Source organism: Dendronalium phyllosphericum CENA369 (assembly GCF_016056275.1).
Taxonomy (GTDB): Bacteria; Cyanobacteriota; Cyanobacteriia; order Cyanobacteriales; family Nostocaceae; genus Dendronalium; species Dendronalium phyllosphericum.
In genome coordinates this window covers 1-19,396 of the sequence record NZ_JAECZA010000029.1, presented here as the reverse complement: position 1 = coordinate 19,396, position 19,396 = coordinate 1, and the positions used below count along the sequence as shown (strand labels likewise).

The window sequence follows — 19,396 nt, the reverse complement described above, 5'->3', positions numbered from 1 at the left end:
TAAAAGTATGGTTGTGGCTTGAGTTACACAAGCCAAAATTGAATTAGCCACCACTGACAGGAGGAATTAATACTACCTCGTCGCCATCTTGCAAGAGAGTATCTGGTTCGACAAAGATTAAATTAATTCCAAAGCGGGTGAGGTCTCGCCATTGCGCTAGTTCTGGGTGTTCGATAATCAGGCGATCGCACACCACTTTAACTGGTGTACCATCAGGAAACTCCAGCACCAGTTCCGAAACCCCATAGGCTTCTTGATAAGCAGCAAACAATTTGACAGTAACTGTGATTGCAGACTTAGACATATAATATGCTCTGGGAACACCACCAAGCACTTTCATAGTAGAAGAATACTCTATATCTATTATTTATCGAAATCGTAGATTTACATTGTTTTAAAATAGGGAACAGATTTTACTGGGTAAACAGGACTTTTACTTAGCTAAAGATACCCGTTCTAACTAGGAACTACAAAAAATAATTTTTCGTCATATTCATTTATTGCCAACTTCAGGCAGGGTACTATTAAAGCCTGTTTTTAGTTTTGTAGTATGTCTGTATTTATTGAGAAATTTGGCATTTCTTCAGAAATATGCTTCCTTTAGTTTGTAGTTAATCATGTATAAGCCAAACAGAGATGCGGCTTTGCAAGTTAATGCACGTTCAATTTGAATTGCGTCTGCGGCTATTTACAGTATTTATTGTTAAAAATATAACAATTTTTTACTGAAAGCCGACTACCTTTGGTAATTCAAATTGTATGCGTATTAGCAGCTCTCTTGCACTACATTTATCGATCCATAAGAGGAGTTAAAAGTGATCGGGATTTTAGTGGATGCTGACTTAATAATAGAAGCTTTGCTAAATCGTAATGAATTTGCAGAAGATGTCAGAGAATTACTGGATATTATACATCCATCAATTCAGATGCATTTAACAGATGTTGGCTGGCAAAAAATTTATGCATATGCCAGTCGCTTTAAGAATAATAAGACTGCTGAGATAGTAGGCGATTGGTTACAAAAGAAAATTCAGATTTGCGTTGTTGACCAGACCGTTCTACAAAAAGCACGCTTGTTACCTCTCAAGGATTTTGAATCTGCTGTGGAGTTAGTCTGTGTCAGCTATCATCAACTGGATGCAATTGTTACCCATAAACAACAAGATTTTGCGGAGGCTCCAAATAAGTTCTGGGTTTGGTCGGTAGCAGACTTGCGACTGCGCGCAAATTTAGAAAGTAAGTTACAAACCACAATATCTAGTTAGTTCCATTTAAGTAGAGTTGTGTTAGTAATTTTGCATTACTGAACAATAAGTACTTAGACAAAATTAATTATACGCATTGGTTTCTTGTTCCCTGTTTTCTGTTAAAAGTTCTGTGTCTTCACTCATAAAGTTAATTTTCTCGGCTGGTTGCAGCGAAGCGCAATTCTTGAGTGTGACAGTCCTCACGATACTTTTATGTTGGTGGCAGTAAAACTTATATATTTAAAAAGTTTAGCCTAAGATTTTTGGTGTATTGAGAATTTAAGTAAAAGTTTTTTCGTGATTTTTTAAGCACAGGTTTTTTTGGTGGTAGGATCTACGACTATAAGATGTAAGATAAAATTGCTGTTGCTGTGAAACATAAGCCAAAACCAAGGATCGCTTTGCTTCGTGAAAAAGCAGGGCTAACCCAGCTTGAATTGTCGCGCCTTGTTGGCGTGACTGAAAGCACTATCCAAAACTGGGAAAGCGGCAGGACTGGGACAGAGCATATTGAAAGAATCATTAGGTTTTGCAAAGCCCTGAATTGCCAAGTCGATGACCTAATTGAGTATTTAAGCGAGTCATTAGAGGAGCCTGTAGCTCAACCTGGTTCGTTAAGTGAAATACATCATCTTTTGGGAACAGAGGAGCCAATTAGAGCTACAAGTCCCGAACGTGAGGTTACGCAAAAGCGAAAAGCTAGGAGCAGTTAATACTACGGAATCTGCTTTCACGATCGCGAAACTTGAGGCAGATGTAGAGATTGAATCTTAACTTCTAACTCTAGCTTATTCAAGGTGTAAATCGAAATAATTTATTCTTTTTGGTGTTTTGGTGGTAAAGAATTTCACTTTTTTACCACTAAAACACGAAGATGAAAAGCTGACAATTTAGTTAATCTTTTCTAGGATTTGTGGCCCATTTTGAAAGGGTATTTGTAAATTTAACAAATATACCTATGAAAAAAATCGACCTCGATATTCTAACCACTGCTTTCGCTGGCATAGAAACGATCGCAGACCCCGCCCAAGTAGCAAAGTTATCCCAGGATTACCATACCTTTAGTCCGGTGTTAGCACCAAAACTAGAAGGAAAGGTTGGAGATATAGTGGTGCGTCCTGCCAACGAACAAGAGGTTTTAAAAGTTGCAGCTATTTGTGCGAAATATCGCGTACCTGTGACTGTAAGGGGTGCAGGTACGGGCAATTACGGGCAATGCGTACCGTTGCACGGGGGTGTAATTGTTGATATGACCCGGATGCACGAAATAGTTTGGTTGAAACCAGGAGTGGCGCGTTTAGAAGCTGGGGTAAAGTTAGCAGCTTTGGATAAACAAGCCAGAGGAATTGGCTGGGAAATGCGAATGGCTCCTTCGACATACCGCACAGCGACAATCGGCGGATTTATTGCTGGTGGAAGTGGGGGCATTGGCTCGATACAATATGGATTGTTAAGCGATCGCGGCAATCTTCTAGCACTGCGAGTTGTGACTTTAGAAGATGAACCCCGGATCGTCGAATTACGCGGCGATGATGTCCGCAAGGTAAATCATGCTTGGGGAATTAATGGTATCATCACCCAATTAGAAATTCCTTTGGGGCCTGCTTATCCTTGGGCAGAAGTCATTATCACCTTTGAAGACTTCATCACAGCAGCAAAGTTTGGTCAGGCCCTTGGTAATGCTGATGGCATGATTAAGAAGTTGATTGCGATCTTTGCATCCCCAATTCCCCAATACTTTCACGCCTTACAAGAGTATATTCCTGAAGGTGTTCACCCAGCATTCTTAATGGTTGCCGAATCCAGCTTGGAATCATTACCTGGGTTAGTGCAGCAGTATGGCGGTCAAATTACTTATCAAAAACCCGCGCAGGAAGCTGGAAAAGGCACGCATTTAGCAGAATTTACCTGGAACCACGCGACTCTCCACGCTCGGACTGTAGATACTTCCATTACCTATTTGCAAAGTATGTTCCCTGCCGATTCCAGTCTGCAACTGGTAGAGCATATGTATCATTACTTCGGCGATGAGGTGATGATGCATTTAGAATTCTTGCGAGTAAACGGTAAGGTAACTCCCGGCGCTTTACAACTCGTGCGCTACACCACAGAAGAACGCCTCAACGAAATTATTCGTTACCACGAAGAACAAGGCGTGCAAATTGCCAATCCTCACACATACATAATTGAAGACAGCGGTAGAAAAGTAATTGACTCCGAACAGTTAAAATTTAAAGAAATGGTCGATCCCTATGGATTGATGAATCCTGGTAAAAGTAAGGTTCTCCAATTTAAAATTACCAGCTAAAAATTAAAAATATAAAAAAATCCATTGCCGATATCTACAATCTGTGCTTAGATTTCAAAAGTTGTGGGGAAAACCCAAAATAACGTCACTTTGTTCTATGGGGAAACCTCATACGCAAGTGACCCCACCATGCAACATCGCTCATGATTGACATTGACGGTTCTTACGGGGAGGGAGGAGGACAAGTTCTCCGCAGTTCTCTAAGTCTAGCCGCCATCACTGGCGAACCCATACGCATTGTCGGAATTCGCGCCGGACGCAAAAAGCCAGGGTTAGCAGCTCAACATTTAACAGCAGTTCGCGCTGCGGCTAGAATTTGTAATGCCCAACTGCGTGGAGATGCTTTGGGTTCGATGCTGCTGGAATTCATTCCCGGTACTGCTGTACAAGCAGGAATATATACTTTTGATGTCAGGGAAGCACAACAAGGTGGTTCTGCTGGTGCTATTGCTTTGGTATTACAGACGATTCTTTTGCCTTTAGCCTTAGCAACTGGTGATTCTCAGGTAACGCTACGGGGTGGGACTCATGTCAGCTTTAGCCCGACAATGACGTACATTGAGCAAGTTTATCTGTCGATGTTACGGCGAATGGGGGTAGAGGCAGAAGTCAAATTAGGTGCTTGGGGATGGTATCCCCAAGGAGGTGGAGAAGTGAAGATGCAAGTCAGCAGTGGGATAAAACTCGGTGGCATCAACTTGCTAAAACGGGGAGATTTGCAGCAGGTGCGGGGACTGGCAGTGGCGACAGAACTTCCCGCGCATATTCCCCAACGTATGGCAAATCGTGCTGAGAATTTATTGAGGGAAGCAGGACTAAAAGCATCTGTACAGGCTTTGCGAGAAAAGGGTGTAGCACCGGGAGCAGGTATTTTTTTAACTGCTGAGTATCAAAATAGCTTGACTGGGTTTGGTGGGTTCGGACGTTTGCGGATGACATCGGAAAAAGTGGCAGAAATCGCCTGCGAACAGCTATTGAAGTTTCATCAAACTGGCGCACCAGTGGACGAACATTTAGCAGATCAGTTGTTATTGCCAGCTGCTTTAGCATCACAGCAAAGTCAATATCGAGTGGCTGAAGTGAGTACGCACTTGACGACAAATGCAGCAGTAATTGAACAGTTTGGGTTGGCGAGGATAAGGGTAGATGAGTCTGAGAAAACAGTTACAGTGATTCCTGTGATTGGGGATTAGGGATTGGGGATTGGGGATTGGGGATTAGTATTTTTACTCAGAACTCTAGTTTTTATGAGTGCATGAATTACTCAAATGAGTCAGTAAACTGGTAAATTTAGAAAGTAATCTGCCTGTTTGCTTGCGGAAAACACCAAAATGAGAAAGCAAACTGAGGTTTGAGAAAGTAATCTGCCTGTTTGCTTGCGGAAAACACTAAAATGAGTGCGCGATCTACTGAAATGAGAAAGCAAACTGGGGTTTGAGAAAGCAATCTGCCTGTTTGTTTGCGGAAAACACCAAAATGAGAAAGCAATATGCCTTTTTGCTTACTAAAAATACCAAAATGAGAAAGCAAACAAGGTAAATGAGTTCTGATACCAATTCTTTATAAAGATGCGCCTAATTTTAGGACATAGTAGATTCTCTCTCTGAGAAAACCTCTGTGACGGCAGTCGCATCAAGCCAGGGAACCCGTCCAACGCACTGCCTCAAGCATTTATAGGAAGCGAATTAAAGATTAGGACATCTTGAAAGCGTGGATGTTAGGAATAGTAGTGTTTTTCCTCCTGCTTTCTGCCTCCTGGTATAAATTATATAATTGGTTAATTAAACCAATAGAAAATAACCTCAAACAAACGGAAGCTAAAGCAATTACCCCTCTTCTGTCACTCTCCGTGAGGGCGATTGCTAGAAGTCTCACGAGGCAATCAATACAACCTATACTATTAGAAAAAAATTGCTCTTGAATTTGTTATTAGAAAATAATCGCGCGATCGCTTGCTGTACAAAAGCTCTAGAATTCAGAAATGGCAAATGTTTTCGGAGACTGACAGAAGAGGGGTATTTATGCACCCGATGGTAAACTCAGATATATTCCTTTAGCAGCATTGTGCAATAGCAAAAATTGGTTAGCGCAACGTTTCAATGAATGCATTTGACACAGCCTTAAAAGCAGGAAATATCACAAAAGCTGAAGCTTTGCAAAAAGCACAAATTGCTTTAATGACAGGTGATTCTTCCGGACTGGGTAAAGGAGAATCAATAGTAGGGCAAAGCAGCGATAAAAAGAGTGAGTTTAGCCATCCCTACTATTAGGCATCCTTCATTTTGATTGGTAACGGACTGTAAAAATCGGCGTTGCTGAATAAAGGGGATGATTGAGGGTGACGCGGGGACGCGGAGAAACGGAGACTTGGTGAGCCAAGCAAGTGGTTTTTACTCAGCACTCAGCACTTTGCTCTATCTATATTTTTTCAAATCTACCACTGCCGCGATCGTCGGTTTTAATTTTGGCAAAAAGTTTCATATCCATGAGTTGAAATAGGTATAACGTCAAGCACACTATATAAGTGTTTATATATTAATTAATCTAGTCTTCACCTAACACTTTCAGATAGAGACACAGAATTTTACTTGTTTTAATTACACCTGTTTTAGTGTCAGTATCTATTTTTAGCTCAGTATCAGGACGAGCTTTAAATAAAAGTTGTTCCCCTGGAAATACTACTTGCTCAAAACACTCATTGCGAGCAATTTGGAGTTGATTAGTTGTGTTTTTGTAAAAACAAAGAATTTGATTATTCATCTGCAAAGTCTAAGAAGCGTCGAATTTTAGGTTTACTAACTGAAGTAGTAAAGTCAGAAATAGAAATCGCCAAAGCTATATGTTCTTGAGAACTAAGATAAGAGTTGTTATAGGATTCATTTAAAAAACGCATGAGTGCTAAACTTGCAGACTCTAGTTTTGCTCTTTTCCTAGCTGCCCTCATAGCCTGACATAGAGTTGGATAAACATGATAATTACTAATTCCTATTTGCTTATCTGGTATCCAACACTTAAATGCATAGCCTTCAGAGGATGGTATTAATTCAATCAACCAACCATAATATGAATCTTTCCATGTCATGCACAATTTGCCTCCTGGTTCATTGATTGAAATCTTAAGCCTTAGAAGGTAGTTATAAAATAAACACTCAATTCTGTAGGATACGAAGTGTGAAAAGGTAATGCATCATCTACAGATTTTTGAGCGTATGTAATGCCTGAAAATCATTAATCGCCTTTCAATATAAAGTATTATGGCATCACACACTCTACTTAATATTTTCTACCTGCTAATGTCAGAAGAAAATTATATAACCCATATATGCGATCGCTGTGCAGATTTTGTGTAGAATCTGTGTAGACATAACACCAATCAATTTTTCTTTCAAATTCTTATTGCAGACGATAGCCCAGTCCATGAACCGTCTCAATAAAATTTTCTGGCGCGCCTAAAGTTCTCAGCTTTTGCCGAAGACATCTAATGTGAGATCGAACGGTTTCCTCTACCGGAGAGTCGTCTACTGACCAAACCTGCTCAATAATGCTAGAACGGCTCAACACCCTTCTGCCATTAGCAACCAGCAATTCTAAAATTGCATATTCTTTAGGAGTTAATGACAAAGGGGAACCGTCATAAGTCGCCTCAAAAGTACTAGGATTCAAATACAGTTTTTCCCAAGATAGACTAACTGTGCTTGCACAACTACCGCGTCTGAGTAAAGCACGTATACGAGCCATTAACTCTTCTAAGTCAAATGGTTTGGCAACATAATCATCTGCTCCTGCATCTAACCCAGCTATTTTATCAGCTACAGTATCGCGGGCTGTTAACATTAGTACTGGTGCGCCAGAGTTGCGATGCGCTGGATTGTTTGTGCTACTAGTACGTAAACGTTGACAAAACTTTATACCATCTAGTTTTGGTAGCGTCACATCTAGTACTACTAAGTCATACTTCATTGACTCTGCTGAGTTCCAAGCCATTTCTCCATCTTTGGCAACATCTACTACATACTGTCGTCTGCTTAAAGCTTCTGTCAACACCTCCGCTAGTTGAGTATCATCTTCAACTACAAGAATTCTCATGATTTATTCCTTGTTTACCAAGAAGCAAGTAGGTAAACATCAACTTCACTTTATCATGCCAGCTATTCTACTGTAGTGTCATTGCTTTACTTTTAATAGAATAAACAAGCATAAAACAAGCTTTTGTTCGCCCTAATTTATGACTCGGCAATTGATAAAATGGTCTTTTCAAGGTAAATGGATTGCAGGAGGGTTTGGTTTAACCCTGTTACTTATCGGATTAGTCACTTTCGCTTCATTTAACAATACAACTGAAATTAAACAAAGCGCTAATAGAGTACACCATACATATCAAACTCTCAATACTTTGACAAATTTTTCTGCGGCAATGACAGGTGCAGAATCAGCGCGCCGAGGGTATATATTTTTGGGAAATACACAAGATTTCAAGCGTTATCAAGATGAAGTAGCAAATATGCGGTCTGAAATTAAGCTTTTAAAAGAGCAAATATATTCTAGTTTGAGTCAGCAACAGCGATTTATCCAGTTGAATGCATTAGTCAGTCAAAGATTAGCTCTTTTGCAACAGTCCATAGAACTCTATCAAAAAGATAGAACAGCATTGCCAACACAAAACAATATTACCGATCGCAGCATTAGTATCCGAGAAAAAATTCTACCAATCATAGCAGCTATTACAGCAGAAGAACAAAGTTATCTCCAAACTTCTCTTCAGCAATCTGAGTATAGTATTAACTTAAGAATATTCATAGAAATACTAGGAACAGTTTTAATTATTGTCGTAATTTTTAGTTTATGTGTCATACTTGAGCGTCAATGGATCAAACGCGATCGCATTGAATCTTTAGAATCTTCTCTGGCTCAAGAAATAAAGTTAGGAGAACTCAAAATCCAATTGTTTTCTATGATTTCTCATGAATTTCGGACACCTTTGAGTGTAATTTTACTTTCTTCTCAATTATTAAAAGAGATTCTTGAAGAGTTGGTGGATGAAAAACAATTAAAAAATCTCTACCGTATCCAATCTTCAGCCAAATTAATGAATCATTTATTAACAGATATCTTAACTTTAACTAGAGCGGAAGCTGGTAAACTAGATTACAAATCTCAATTAATCAACGTAGAAAGTTTTTGTTTAAATTTAGTAGAAGATTTACGGCTTTTCGATACAACACCACATCTGATAGAGTTTAAGAATTATAGTGAGTGTTTTCGTGCCTATCTCGACGAAAAACTATTGTATTCCATCCTCAGTAATTTGCTTTTAAATGCGATTAAATATTCATCGGCTGACAAAAAAATATACTTAGTTTTAAACTCCGAATCAAAAGCGATAGTTTTTCAAGTTATAGATGAAGGCATAGGCATTCCCTTAGCAGAACAGCAAAAAATTTACGAGCCTTTCTATCGATGTCAAAATGTTGACAACATAGTTGGTACAGGACTGGGATTATCAGTGGTCAAGAAGTGTGTAGAACGACACCAAGGAGAAATTACTGTCAAAAGTCAAGTAGGAGTTGGAACAACATTTACTGTCAAGATTCCTCACCAAATGTAGCCACGGTTTAATATTACGCGACAAGCTGCCAACGAAAAGTATTTGTTATGGCTGGCGTTTATATAACAGTTTCCAAAAGTGTTTTCTAGGCAATTTCTGCAATTTACTTATGCATGTCCTTGAACAGCAGCGATAATTAACCGCACGAATTATTAGAGAATTATTTTGAAAACGAGTATTCTGTGCAGAAATTTGCAGTGAGTGCAATCCAATCCAACATTTCTAAATCATCCTTGAGATAGATGTATTTCTATTAAATAAAAACACTTAATAAAAACGTAATTTTTAATACAAAAAATACATCAAAGGGAGTTAACGGTTATGTCAGTTATCACTGGTACTTTGTTTAACGATACTTTAACTGGAACTATATATAATGATACACTCAGCGGTTTAGCTGGAAACGACATCCTTTACGGTTATGAGGGTAGCGATTGGCTTGATGGTGGTGCGGGAAATGATACATTAATTGGCGATCGCTTAATTGGTCTTCAAGACGATGGGGTAGGAAATACCAATGCTGATGATGTTCTCAAATTTAACCGTGAGGGAAAAGATACTTTAATAGGTGGCTTTGGTAATGATTTTTTAGAAGGCGGTGCTGGCAAAGATACTTTGATTGGCGGTACGGGTAATGATGTTTTATGGGGTGGTTTTGAGCCTAGTCAAGCATATGGAGACTATGTTGATGATGGTTTTGGTGAGTTTTTGGACGAGTACTTCAAAAATGGTTATGGTAATGACCTTTTAGTAGGCGGCTCTGGAAACGACACTTTATACGGCGATTCTGGTACTCCTTTTCAAGATGCCGATAGAATTCCTACTGGAGATGACACTCTAGATGGTGGTGCAGGAGACGATTTTCTAGAGGGCGGTGGAAGAAATGATTACCTCTACGGCGGCTCTGGGAACGATACTATGTATGGTGGTTATGAAGCTCTCGGCCCCCGGAGTCAAGTTGTTACAAACAACGACACTTTATATGGTGGCTCTGGTGATGACTACCTTGCAGGCACTTTCGGTAATGACTTTCTAGACGGCGGTACAGGTAACGACACATTAATAGGCGATCGCGGGTCTACGCTTAACGGTGATGATGACACTTTATATGGTGGCTCTGGTGACGATTCGTTACAAGGAAACAAAGGAAGTGATTTTCTAGATGGCGGTGCTGGAAATGATGTGTTGAGTGGCGATGAACCCTCTTACGGTTACGGAGTTTTTGCAGATGCCGTTGACACCTTGATAGGTGGCGCAGGAGCAGACCAATTTATTCTAGGGTATGAGTATGGTGGTATATATGATGGCAGTCCATTCAGCCAATACTCACTCATAACAGACTTTAACCCTAGTCAAGATATTATTCAACTTGCTAGTTTTGATTCTTCAGGAATACAGAATCAGTTTGTCTTAGGTTCTGCTCCTGTTGGTTTACCACAAGGGACAGGGATATATGTTGACCAAGACACAGACGTGCTAATTGCAGTTTTACAAGGAGTTACAGGTCTAAGTCTTCAAGGAAGCTATTTCCGTTACGTTTGATTGAGCCAAATTTCTTAGTTAGCTCATAGTTTCCAAAAATGTTTTTTATGCAATTTCTGCAATTTACTTATGCTTATTATTGTAAAGCAGCAATAAACAACCATATAAATTGTTAGAGAATTTTTTTGGAAACGAGTATTCTGTGTAAAAGTTTGCTATCAGCGCAATACAATCCAGTACTTCTACATCATCCTTTAGATAGTTGCATTTTTAACCCAAAAAATAATTGACATCAAGGTTACTTTTAATACCAACAATACATTAAAGGAAGTTAACGATTATGGCAGTTAAAACTGGTACTTTGTTTAACGATACTTTAAGTGGAACCATATATAATGACACACTCAGCGGTTTAGCTGGAAACGACATCCTCATTGGCTATGACAGTAGCGATTGGCTTGATGGTGGTGCGGGAAATGATACATTACGTGGCGAGTTTTCTCTAAGTGATATAGGTTTTGACGCTCACTATGATTTTTTGACACTCCACCGCCAAGGACAAGATACTCTACTAGGTGGCAATGGTAATGATTTTCTGGAAGGTGGCTTTGGCAAAGATACCTTAATAGGTGGTGCGGGCGATGATGTTTTATGGGGTGGTGACACTGGTTACGACATAGGATATTTTGACAGCGATTATACTCAGGAATACAATGACAACGGTTACGGTAACGATCTGTTAGTAGGTGGGTCGGGAAACGATAGCCTACATGGCGATTCTATTTTGGCAGATCCCTTTTTTGGAAACTTTACTGATAATCTTGGTGGAAAAGACACACTCGATGGAGGTTCGGGAGATGATTTTTTAGAAGGTGGAGTCGGGAACGATTATCTCTATGGCGGCACTGGTAACGACACTATATATGGTGGTGCAGAATATTATTCCAGTTCGCGTGTATTTGCTCCTGGTGATGATACCTTTTATGGCGGCCCTGGTAATGACTCCTTGGTGGGCACTTTTGGTGACGACTTTCTAGACGGTGGTACGGGCAACGACACGTTGATTGGTAATGATAATGGTTACGTTTATGATAATAACGATACTTTAATTGGTGGCTCTGGTAACGATTTATTAATAGCAGGCCCTGGAAGTGATGTCTTAGATGGGGGTACTGGTGATGATGTACTTATTGGCGATGTTGTGGACAATTTTTACGATATTCCAGTTGATACGTTGACAGGCGGTGCAGGAAGAGACCAATTTATTCTAGGAGGAGAATATGGCAATCTTTATTATTCGTCTGACCCTGTCCTGCAAAGTAACAAAGAATATGCAATCATTACTGACTTCAGCCGCAGCCAAGATGTTATTCAACTGCCCAAATCATATTCTAATTATGGTGAGCCTTTAGGAATACCAGTGAAATATATTTTAGGCTCTTCTCCTATTGGTTTACCACAAGGAACAGCAATATATATTGACCAAGACACAGATGTGTTAATTGCAATTATACAAGGAGTTTCAGGTCTAAGTCTTGACGAAAGCTACTTCCGTTTCGTTTAGACTTTTATCCTTCAGGTGCAATTGATTGAGCCAAATTTCTTAGTTAGCTCATCGTTTCTAAAATTGTTTTTTATACGATTTCTGCAAATTGCTATATTACGCATTTTCTTGTACAGTAGCGAGAAACAACCGCACGAATTATTAAAGAATTCTTTTGGAGACGATTATTCTGTGCAAAATTTTGCTGTCAGCGCAATACAACAAAGCATTTCTAAATCATCCTTGAGATAGTTGCATTTTTAAGAAACAGAGATAATGGCGCTAGATTTAGCTAACTGGAACTGGTGGAGGTAGTTTTAAAAGATTGGCAACTACAGCAATTAACTTGTTGGGGTCAACAGGTTTAGATAAATGCTGTTGAAAGCCAGCTGTCAGAGCTTGTAGGCGGTCTTCTTCTCGTGAATATGCTGTTAAAGCGATCGCAGGAATACTTCCTCCTTTTTCCGGTTCTAGAGAACGTAATTGACGGATCAAGGTGTAACCATTTTGTTCTGACATGCCGATGTCGCTAATTAAGACATCCGGTTTTGATTGTTCGAGTACTTCCAAAGCAGCCTCTACCGATGCTACTGCTGTGGCACTTGCTCCGTACTCCTCAAACATAAAGGCGAGAAAGTTACGGGTATCAGCTTCATCATCCACAATCAGCACATTTAAGCCATTCAGGGGGGCAGAAGTATCGGGGAAAGAGGAAATAGCAAAATTTTCTTGCCCTGCTTCACTACTTCTGTTGCCCTGGTTTCCATCTGGCATTAGTGGTAGCCTCACGGTAAAGGTTGCTCCTTGTCCCGGTCCTGGACTTTCTGCCAAAATCATACCGCCATGCAATTCTACTAAATGCCGAACGATCGCTAGTCCCAATCCCAATCCATTGTGCGCTCGTGTTGTGGTGCTATCTGCTTGGCGAAAACGTTCAAATACTTTAGGCAAAAAGTCAGACTCAATGCCAACACCTGTATCAATTACTCGGATTTGAGCGTAGGATGATGCTGGAAAGGAAAGGGGCACAGAAGCGGATGTCAGCTGAATATCTCTGCTTTCTTGCTCTATTTTTTCTAGCCGGATTTCTACTTCCCCACCTTTAGGCGTGAATTTAATGGCATTAGTTAGTAAATTCCAGACAACTTGCTGCAAACGGGCCGGATCGCCACAAACTGAGCCTAACGTACCATCTAGCATCGTATTTATCCGAATACTTTTTGTATCTGCTAGGGGACGGACTGCTACTAGGGCTGCTTCCACCACAGTAATCGGATTGACCGCACATAAATTTAATCGCAGCTGACCTCGGATAATCCGCGATACGTCCAAAATGTCCTCAATGAGTTGCACTTGGGAGATAGCATTGCGTTCGATGGCTTCCAGGGCTTTAGCCGTAGCTGTTTCGTCAAGTTTTTTAGAGCGGAGTATTTTTGACCAGCCCAACATTGAAGTTAGGGGCGTGCGGAGTTCGTGGGAGAGAACGGCAAGAAACTCATCTTTCATGCGGTTTGCCGCTTCTGCTTCCTGTCTAGCGGTCTGTTCTCGAATTACTTGAGCGCGGATTTCTTCGGCTTGCTTGCGTTCGGTAATGTCTTCAAGAGTACCTACATACCCTAGCAATTCTCCATGATTTGACAGCATGGGTGACGATCGCACTTCTACCCAACGAACTATACCGTCAGCTGTTTGAAACCGAAAATCTTCTGAATATTCACGACCTTCACGAATGTATGCAGACCAACTAGCAATTGCTCGTTCCTGGTCTTCTGGATGCACTGATTCCAGCCATTTCTTTTCTAAACTTGCTGCTGCACTCAAGCCGCAAATTGTTTGGTAACGGGGATTAGTATACTTACACTGCCCTTCTGTATCGGTTTCAAAAATGCCCACGGGAGAGCAGGTACTTAACGAACGAAATCTTTCTTCACTTTGCTTGAGTTCGGCATTCACAGCTGCCAGTTGGGCTGCTTGTTGCTGGACTGCTTGTGTTTTTTTAAATAGTTCGACAAATACTATAACCTTAGAAGTCAAAATATTGGGATCTATGGGTTTGAGCAGATAATCCACTGCACCCAAGGCATAACCTTTAAACAGCATTTGATCGCTAGTGCTAAAGGCAGTCAGAAAGATAATTGGAGTATGACGCGATCGCCCCCGACTGCGAATCAAGGTAGCAGTTTCAAAGCCATCCATCCCTGGCATTTGCACATCCAGCAAAATCACCGCAAAGTCCTGATGCAATAAGCACCTCAAGGCTTCCTCTCCGGAAGTGGCTCTGACTAGCGTTTCTCCCAGCCTCTCCAAAATAGCCTCTAGTGCCAGTAAATTTTCCAGTTTATCATCCACCAAGAGGATGTTGACTTTGGGTTCCGGCTGCATGAGTTCAGTTCCGTATAGAGTGACAAAGGTTGACTAGCAAAGGCGCAATTTCTGAGAGTGACAAAATCCAGTCTACTGCAACAGCAGAAATTGCGGCTCCTGGCATAATTGAGCTTTCAGCTGTGGTAGGCTCCTGTACAATGGTCATTCCTCCTAGTGCTTTCACTTTTTTTAGTCCTTGCTTACCATCTTGATTTGCGCCTGTCAAGATGACACCAATAACTCGTTCGCCATAGACATCGGCAGCTGACTCAAACAGCACATCGATGGACGGTCGGGCATAAGAAACTGGCTCATCAATAGAAAGAGTAAAATAACCTGGTTCTACTAACAAGTGATAATCTGCTGGTGCTAGATAAATCTGTCCTGGTACGATCTCGTCTTTATCTTCAACCTCCCGAACTGGCAAATCTGTGTGTTCTTGTAATAATTCTTTAAGAGTTTTGTTAGACTCTTTGTGACGATGTTGCACGATCGCGATCGGTGCTTGGAAGTCGTTCGGTAAATTGACTAAAACAGTTTTCAGTGCCGAAAATCCCCCTAAAGAAGTCCCTATTACTACAATTTTAAAGGACACTAGTTTAGCCTCCGGTAAAGCTTTTCACCCTTGGCCATTTCTTCATAATATTTTTCATAAGAGGAAAATCTGATCGATTCTTGTCGTCCCAGACCCAAAATTCCAAAGGTACACAAACTGTTATAAAACAAGGCGTGTACCCGCTTTTGTAATGTCTGATTGAAATATATCAGGACGTTACGACAAAGAATGACATTAAACTCGTTAAAAGAACTGTCAGTAGCTAAATTATGCTGGGCGAAGATGGCGTTTTCTCTAAGAGATGCTCGGAAAATGGCATTATCATAAGCTGCGGTGTAGTATTCTGAAAAAGACTGCTTGCCACCTGCTTTTAGATAAAGTTGGGTGTATTCTTGCATCAGTCTCAGAGGGAAAATACCACTTTTGGCATTTTGTAATACCTTCTCGTTTGTATCGGTGGCATATATCCGACAACGGTGGTAGAGATTTTCTTCTTGTAATAGAATCGCCATTGAATAAACTTCTTCCCCTGTTGAGCATCCAGCGTGCCAGATGCGAATAAAAGGATAAGTTCGTAACAAGGGAACTACTTGCTGTCTAAAGGCCAAATAAAAGCTAGGGTCGCGGAACATAGATGTGACATTCACTGTCAGACTAAGCAAAAATCGCTCCAAATAGGGGCGATCGTGCAGCAAGCGCTCTTGTAAAGCAGAAACACTAGCTAACTCCTGCGATCGCATAAAGCTATGAACTCGGCGTTTCAGCGAAGACAAAGCATAATTGCGGAAGTCATAACCGTAGTACTGGTAAATCCCCTCCAATAGCAACTGGATTTCAATGTCCTCCAACTTGGCTTTGGGCAAATTCATAACTAAACTTAGGAGATGATGCTGAACGAGTTAATTCGTAATTCGTAATGTAAGACAGCTAGTATAAAAATTGATAAAGCTGTTTTCAATACTTTACCTTGTTCCTCAAACAAAGGAACTCCAAAAAATAAATTATCCTGTTTCATTATTTATTGACAGCCATCTGTCATCTGTCAACAATTACTTTTTTCATTTCTTCTGTGTGGCGAACACGCCCCAAATCACGAAAAGCGTGAAACCTACATAGGCTGATACGGTTAGCCATTCTTGAGCGCTACCATCGTTCATGAGCAAATATGTAAAGTAAATTATAGTTAACTATTCTTGCTTTTAAATTTTATGCTTATGTGCTGGCGTTGCCAATCTACTGCTATGTTTAGCCATCGGTTGTCAATGGTGACTGGATAAAAATTTTTTCTAGGTTTCCGGAATTGGCAAAGCGGCAGTGGTAGTACTGAATAGGACAGCGATTTATACTGAACTTCTATAACTAAACTTTCGGGGAATATATCTCCATCTCCCAGTTTTGAGCGAAAGCCCGGTTACAACGACCGGGCTTTTGATTGCGATCGCTCCAAAGAATTGGTACATTAGCCAAATGCGAGTTTAGGCACTTAGCTGACTGCGGAATTTTCTAGTGCTGATTACTAAAAGCACAGTTGAAAAAAATAATAGTGCGATCGCATTTGGCCAAACTACATCAATACCAACACCCTTTATGAGTAAGTTACGTACAATTGTGATGTAATGGCGTAGCGGATTTAGCAAAGATGCGTACTGAAACAGTGATGGCATACTCTCTACAGGCGTAATCGCACCAGAGAGTAGCCCCAACGGTACATTGATAGAGAAAGCTATAAGTTGAGTCTGCTGCTGATTTTGTAGCATCGTCCCGATGAGGATGCCCAGAGAAATTACGATTGAAATGTAAATACTTGAGAATAGTAAACAAAGAAAAATATCACTCCGTAAGGGAAGCCCAAAAATAAAGCGGGCTAAACAGAGAACTAAAACAACATCACCCAACAACAAAATAGACAAAGGTGAAAGTTTCGCTAATAAGATTTCCCAATTTTCCGCAGGAGTCATCAACAACTGTTCTAGCGTTCCAGACTCTTTCTCGCGTACAGCCGAACATGACACTAGACATTAAAAAAATTAAAGTAGCAATAAATAATGGTGTTGGGTTGCCCACCAAGTGCAGCCCAAAAATGAGTGAGCCTATAAACATAATAAATAGAGTTTGACCAATAGCAATTAGTACGTAGGCCAGACCCTTGCCTAATAAAAGTTCAGCAGCACTGATGCTAGCAGCGTAAGCTTAATAATTGTGCCTTGCTCTTTTTCACGGGTCATTGCCAGTGCTGCTAAGAGTGATGGATAAACACACAAAATTAGGGCATAAGCACCTGGTACAAGATAAAGAGATTCTTTTCTTCCTGGATTAAACCAAAGACGCACGCGGACGGTAATTAATTGGTTGCTTGGTTGTAAGCCAACGCTTTGCAAAAAGAAATCTGACCTTAAGTGTCAGTTTTAACATTTCAATACATTTTTGTCGATGTATACCCGTAAAGTATTCTAATGTTTGGTAGCTTTAGTATCTTGCTATCGCCTCCAAGAGACTTGCAAAGTAGAATCTGATACTTGTGTTACATGTAACAATTAGATACTTTATTTTTTATAATTTCTTAATAAGTACTGCTGAGGCGCGATCGCAGTCTTATTGTGTCTGTTCTACAAGTGGTGGTTGATATGAAGAACTTCAGCAAATAGAAATGTCTTTATAATTTTGAATCTATAGAGTTGGCATTACCTTCTCGCACACAGGATGAGCAAATAATGACGCTATTTACTCAACAATATTTAAACAGATGTAGATTCGTTAAACTATACTAATAATAGGGAATACAGTTTAGTGCGCGTCTAAATTGCTTTGTTTCGCGTTCAGACGTTATTGAATTAATTGTCAGTTAACTTCTCTGTTTTCTACTCTTTCATCTCCTTGGTGGTGAATAACATCAATAGCGGTCATTAGCCAATCAATGTAAGTTTGTTCTCTTCGGATCGCAAAATCTAGTACGAGCTTTTGCATCATTTGCTCGCGGCTAGTAAAGCGATCGCCAAGCATCGGTAACTGAATCTTTTGACATTTAGCCAGCTTTTCATTGCGTACACTAAGCTGCTGTTCTAGCAATTGAACGATCGCTTCATTCGATAACTGTGCGGCAAAAAATAACTGAACTAGTAATGGTTCTCGCAGCGTCGGTAATGGTTGAGGACATTGCAACCATCGAATTAACTCAGCTTTTCCGGCTTCAGTCATACTATAGACTTTGCGGTTAGGGCGATCGCGCTGAATTTCAACAGTACAAGTAATCCAACCACAATCAACAAGTTTATCCAGCGTTCTATAAATCTGAGCCTGATCCGCAGACCATAAGTGAGCAATGCAGCGATCAAAACAGCTTGTTTTCAGATCGTAACCTGTCATTTTTTCTTGCTGAAGGAAACCTAGAATTGTGTGTGCCAGCGACATAGACGGTTTTCCGAACGTAAAGTAGTAGAAACTATATCTGTTCAATCGTATATGTTTTTATGTTAATATATGACTAATCATATATAGAAACTATCTAGCAAAGTAAAAACCTAAACAGCGAGTATTGAACTGCACTTCACACGTCAATTAAGTGCGACTGTAGTTCAGCAAATTAATTGTTCGTTATAGTTTATTTGTAAATAATACTGAAGAAGAAATTATTCAAGCTTTTAAAGATTATCGTAATGGGAGGAAGGATTCCATTGACTTCTAATACACTTCAACAAAGAATAAGTCAACATCAGCATCTACGCGATCTGCGAAACAAATTGCTACGCCTTCACCAAGTGTTACTTAACACAGAACGCATTGCTTACGAACAGGTACGCGGACGAGTATCGAGCGGAGAACTGCTGCAACTCGTAATTAACGATGGACAATTTGCTTGGCTGCATCGCATTTCTGAGTTAGTTGTAAGAATCGATGTCATGCTGGCAGCAGACGAACCCATAACGCTAGAAGATATCCAAAATTTGAGTGCTGATGCGCGGATGCTAATTACGCCGTCAGAAGAAGGTAATACCTTTGCTAGAAAATACTATGCTGCTCTCCAAGGCGAACCTAATGTTATATTGGCACACGCAGCGGTATCAGAAGTTCTGGCATCCAAATGAAAGGATAAAGGATAAGGAGAAAAGGACAGATATTCTCATCCACTCCTTATTACTAAACAAAGCGCAATAAAACAAATGCACCGTGAGTTACTTCCCGGTGCATTTCCATTTCGAGATCGGAACTTAATATTTGTTAGGATTTGGATAGACTTTTGGCTGCATTACCAAGCCCCGTTGGGGAGGGGTGTAGGGTGTGGGGTGTGGGGTGT

20 protein-coding genes are annotated in these 19,396 nt (G+C 40.4%); 10 read left to right on the top strand and 10 right to left on the bottom strand.

What is annotated here, in order from left to right; all coding sequences use genetic code 11:
• Nucleotides 1-43 precede the first annotated feature (43 nt).
• Nucleotides 44-304, bottom strand: a complete 261-nt coding sequence (locus tag I8752_RS09775) for a MoaD/ThiS family protein (RefSeq protein WP_214432114.1) — start codon at nt 302-304, stop codon at nt 44-46.
• Nucleotides 305-815: 511 nt separating this feature from the next.
• Between I8752_RS09775 and I8752_RS09770 the strand changes: the two genes are divergently transcribed.
• The 6 genes from I8752_RS09770 to I8752_RS09745 all read left to right on the top strand — a co-directional run bounded on the left by I8752_RS09770 (nt 816) and on the right by I8752_RS09745 (nt 6,054).
• Entirely contained in the window at nt 816-1,265 is a 450-nt protein-coding gene (locus I8752_RS09770) for a PIN domain-containing protein (protein WP_214432113.1), read from the top strand.
• Nucleotides 1,266-1,618: 353 nt separating this feature from the next.
• A complete protein-coding gene (locus I8752_RS09765) occupies nt 1,619-1,960 on the top strand; it encodes a helix-turn-helix transcriptional regulator (protein WP_214432112.1) in 342 nt (113 codons plus the stop codon).
• Nucleotides 1,961-2,205: 245 nt separating this feature from the next.
• Nucleotides 2,206-3,555 (top strand): FAD-binding oxidoreductase, encoded by a 1,350-nt coding sequence (locus I8752_RS09760; RefSeq protein ID WP_214432111.1) that lies wholly within the window; start codon nt 2,206-2,208, stop codon nt 3,553-3,555.
• A 143-nt stretch (nt 3,556-3,698) separates the two neighbouring features.
• A complete protein-coding gene (rtcA, locus tag I8752_RS09755; RefSeq protein ID WP_214432110.1) occupies nt 3,699-4,748 on the top strand; it encodes an RNA 3'-terminal phosphate cyclase in 1,050 nt (349 codons plus the stop codon).
• A gap of 906 nt (nt 4,749-5,654) precedes the next feature.
• The gene (locus tag I8752_RS09750) at nt 5,655-5,825 is read left to right on the top strand and encodes a hypothetical protein (protein ID WP_214432109.1); all 171 of its coding nucleotides are present in this window, start codon (nt 5,655-5,657) and stop codon (nt 5,823-5,825) included.
• Between the two features lie 58 nt (nt 5,826-5,883).
• Entirely contained in the window at nt 5,884-6,054 is a 171-nt protein-coding gene (locus I8752_RS09745; protein ID WP_214432108.1) for a hypothetical protein, read from the top strand.
• Between the two features lie 45 nt (nt 6,055-6,099).
• Here I8752_RS09745 and I8752_RS37260 read toward each other — a convergent pair whose 3' ends face one another.
• The 3 genes from I8752_RS37260 to I8752_RS09735 all read right to left on the bottom strand — a co-directional run bounded on the left by I8752_RS37260 (nt 6,100) and on the right by I8752_RS09735 (nt 7,641).
• The gene (locus tag I8752_RS37260) at nt 6,100-6,315 is read right to left on the bottom strand and encodes a DUF1830 domain-containing protein (protein ID WP_225895555.1); all 216 of its coding nucleotides are present in this window, start codon (nt 6,313-6,315) and stop codon (nt 6,100-6,102) included.
• The gene (locus tag I8752_RS37255) at nt 6,308-6,637 is read right to left on the bottom strand and encodes a hypothetical protein (RefSeq protein ID WP_225895554.1); all 330 of its coding nucleotides are present in this window, start codon (nt 6,635-6,637) and stop codon (nt 6,308-6,310) included. The genes I8752_RS37260 and I8752_RS37255 overlap by 8 nt, the downstream gene beginning before the upstream one ends.
• Before the next feature lie 311 nt (nt 6,638-6,948).
• Entirely contained in the window at nt 6,949-7,641 is a 693-nt protein-coding gene (locus I8752_RS09735; RefSeq protein ID WP_214432107.1) for a response regulator transcription factor, read from the bottom strand.
• 139 nt (nt 7,642-7,780) lie between these two features.
• Here I8752_RS09735 and I8752_RS09730 point away from each other — a divergent pair, with 139 nt between their 5' ends.
• The 3 genes from I8752_RS09730 to I8752_RS37985 all read left to right on the top strand — a co-directional run bounded on the left by I8752_RS09730 (nt 7,781) and on the right by I8752_RS37985 (nt 12,206).
• Nucleotides 7,781-9,160 (top strand): sensor histidine kinase, encoded by a 1,380-nt coding sequence (locus tag I8752_RS09730; protein WP_214432106.1) that lies wholly within the window; start codon nt 7,781-7,783, stop codon nt 9,158-9,160.
• A 321-nt stretch (nt 9,161-9,481) separates the two neighbouring features.
• Nucleotides 9,482-10,702, top strand: coding sequence for a calcium-binding protein (locus I8752_RS09725; protein WP_214432105.1), 1,221 nt, complete (start codon nt 9,482-9,484; stop codon nt 10,700-10,702).
• Nucleotides 10,703-10,982: 280 nt separating this feature from the next.
• The gene (locus I8752_RS37985; protein WP_263985295.1) at nt 10,983-12,206 is read left to right on the top strand and encodes a calcium-binding protein; all 1,224 of its coding nucleotides are present in this window, start codon (nt 10,983-10,985) and stop codon (nt 12,204-12,206) included.
• Between the two features lie 267 nt (nt 12,207-12,473).
• Here I8752_RS37985 and I8752_RS09700 read toward each other — a convergent pair whose 3' ends face one another.
• The 6 genes from I8752_RS09700 to I8752_RS09675 form a co-directional block, all read right to left on the bottom strand.
• A complete protein-coding gene (locus I8752_RS09700) occupies nt 12,474-14,567 on the bottom strand; it encodes a hybrid sensor histidine kinase/response regulator (protein ID WP_214432104.1) in 2,094 nt (697 codons plus the stop codon).
• Between the two features lie 4 nt (nt 14,568-14,571).
• Nucleotides 14,572-15,144, bottom strand: coding sequence for a chemotaxis protein CheB (locus I8752_RS09695; protein ID WP_214432103.1), 573 nt, complete (start codon nt 15,142-15,144; stop codon nt 14,572-14,574).
• Nucleotides 15,144-15,974 carry a CheR family methyltransferase gene (locus I8752_RS09690; protein WP_214432102.1) on the bottom strand — a complete coding sequence of 277 codons (831 nt, stop codon included), beginning with the start codon at nt 15,972-15,974 and terminating at the stop codon, nt 15,144-15,146. Before I8752_RS09690 ends, I8752_RS09695 begins: the two co-directional genes overlap by 1 nt.
• A 606-nt stretch (nt 15,975-16,580) precedes the next feature.
• A complete protein-coding gene (locus I8752_RS09685) occupies nt 16,581-17,117 on the bottom strand; it encodes an ABC transporter permease (RefSeq protein WP_214432101.1) in 537 nt (178 codons plus the stop codon).
• A 138-nt stretch (nt 17,118-17,255) separates the two neighbouring features.
• Complete coding sequence (locus tag I8752_RS09680; protein ID WP_214432100.1) at nt 17,256-17,483, bottom strand: hypothetical protein; 228 nt, start codon at nt 17,481-17,483, stop codon at nt 17,256-17,258.
• 460 nt (nt 17,484-17,943) lie between these two features.
• Entirely contained in the window at nt 17,944-18,513 is a 570-nt protein-coding gene (locus tag I8752_RS09675; RefSeq protein WP_214432099.1) for a PadR family transcriptional regulator, read from the bottom strand.
• A gap of 263 nt (nt 18,514-18,776) precedes the next feature.
• On the opposite strand from I8752_RS09675, the gene I8752_RS09665 reads away from it, so the two are divergent.
• On the top strand, nt 18,777-19,187 hold the full coding sequence (locus I8752_RS09665; RefSeq protein ID WP_318780829.1) for a hypothetical protein: 411 nt from the start codon (nt 18,777-18,779) through the stop codon (nt 19,185-19,187).
• The last annotated feature ends 209 nt before the right edge of the window (nt 19,188-19,396 follow it).

Excerpts from the sequence above, each read along its gene's own strand:
- I8752_RS09775 (WP_214432114.1), bottom strand. The coding sequence starts at position 304 with ATGTCTAAGTCTGCAATCACAGTTACTGTCAAATTGTTTGCTGCTTAT.
- I8752_RS09760 (WP_214432111.1), top strand. The coding sequence starts at position 2,206 with ATGAAAAAAATCGACCTCGATATTCTAACCACTGCTTTCGCTGGCATA.
- rtcA (WP_214432110.1), top strand. The coding sequence starts at position 3,699 with ATGATTGACATTGACGGTTCTTACGGGGAGGGAGGAGGACAAGTTCTC.
- I8752_RS09750 (WP_214432109.1), top strand. The coding sequence starts at position 5,655 with ATGAATGCATTTGACACAGCCTTAAAAGCAGGAAATATCACAAAAGCT.
- I8752_RS09745 (WP_214432108.1), top strand. The coding sequence starts at position 5,884 with ATGATTGAGGGTGACGCGGGGACGCGGAGAAACGGAGACTTGGTGAGC.
- I8752_RS37260 (WP_225895555.1), bottom strand. The coding sequence starts at position 6,315 with ATGAATAATCAAATTCTTTGTTTTTACAAAAACACAACTAATCAACTC.
- I8752_RS37255 (WP_225895554.1), bottom strand. The coding sequence starts at position 6,637 with ATGACATGGAAAGATTCATATTATGGTTGGTTGATTGAATTAATACCA.
- I8752_RS09735 (WP_214432107.1), bottom strand. The coding sequence starts at position 7,641 with ATGAGAATTCTTGTAGTTGAAGATGATACTCAACTAGCGGAGGTGTTG.
- I8752_RS09730 (WP_214432106.1), top strand. The coding sequence starts at position 7,781 with ATGACTCGGCAATTGATAAAATGGTCTTTTCAAGGTAAATGGATTGCA.
- I8752_RS09725 (WP_214432105.1), top strand. The coding sequence starts at position 9,482 with ATGTCAGTTATCACTGGTACTTTGTTTAACGATACTTTAACTGGAACT.
- I8752_RS37985 (WP_263985295.1), top strand. The coding sequence starts at position 10,983 with ATGGCAGTTAAAACTGGTACTTTGTTTAACGATACTTTAAGTGGAACC.
- I8752_RS09700 (WP_214432104.1), bottom strand. The coding sequence starts at position 14,567 with ATGCAGCCGGAACCCAAAGTCAACATCCTCTTGGTGGATGATAAACTG.
- I8752_RS09690 (WP_214432102.1), bottom strand. The coding sequence starts at position 15,974 with ATGAATTTGCCCAAAGCCAAGTTGGAGGACATTGAAATCCAGTTGCTA.
- I8752_RS09675 (WP_214432099.1), bottom strand. The coding sequence starts at position 18,513 with ATGTCGCTGGCACACACAATTCTAGGTTTCCTTCAGCAAGAAAAAATG.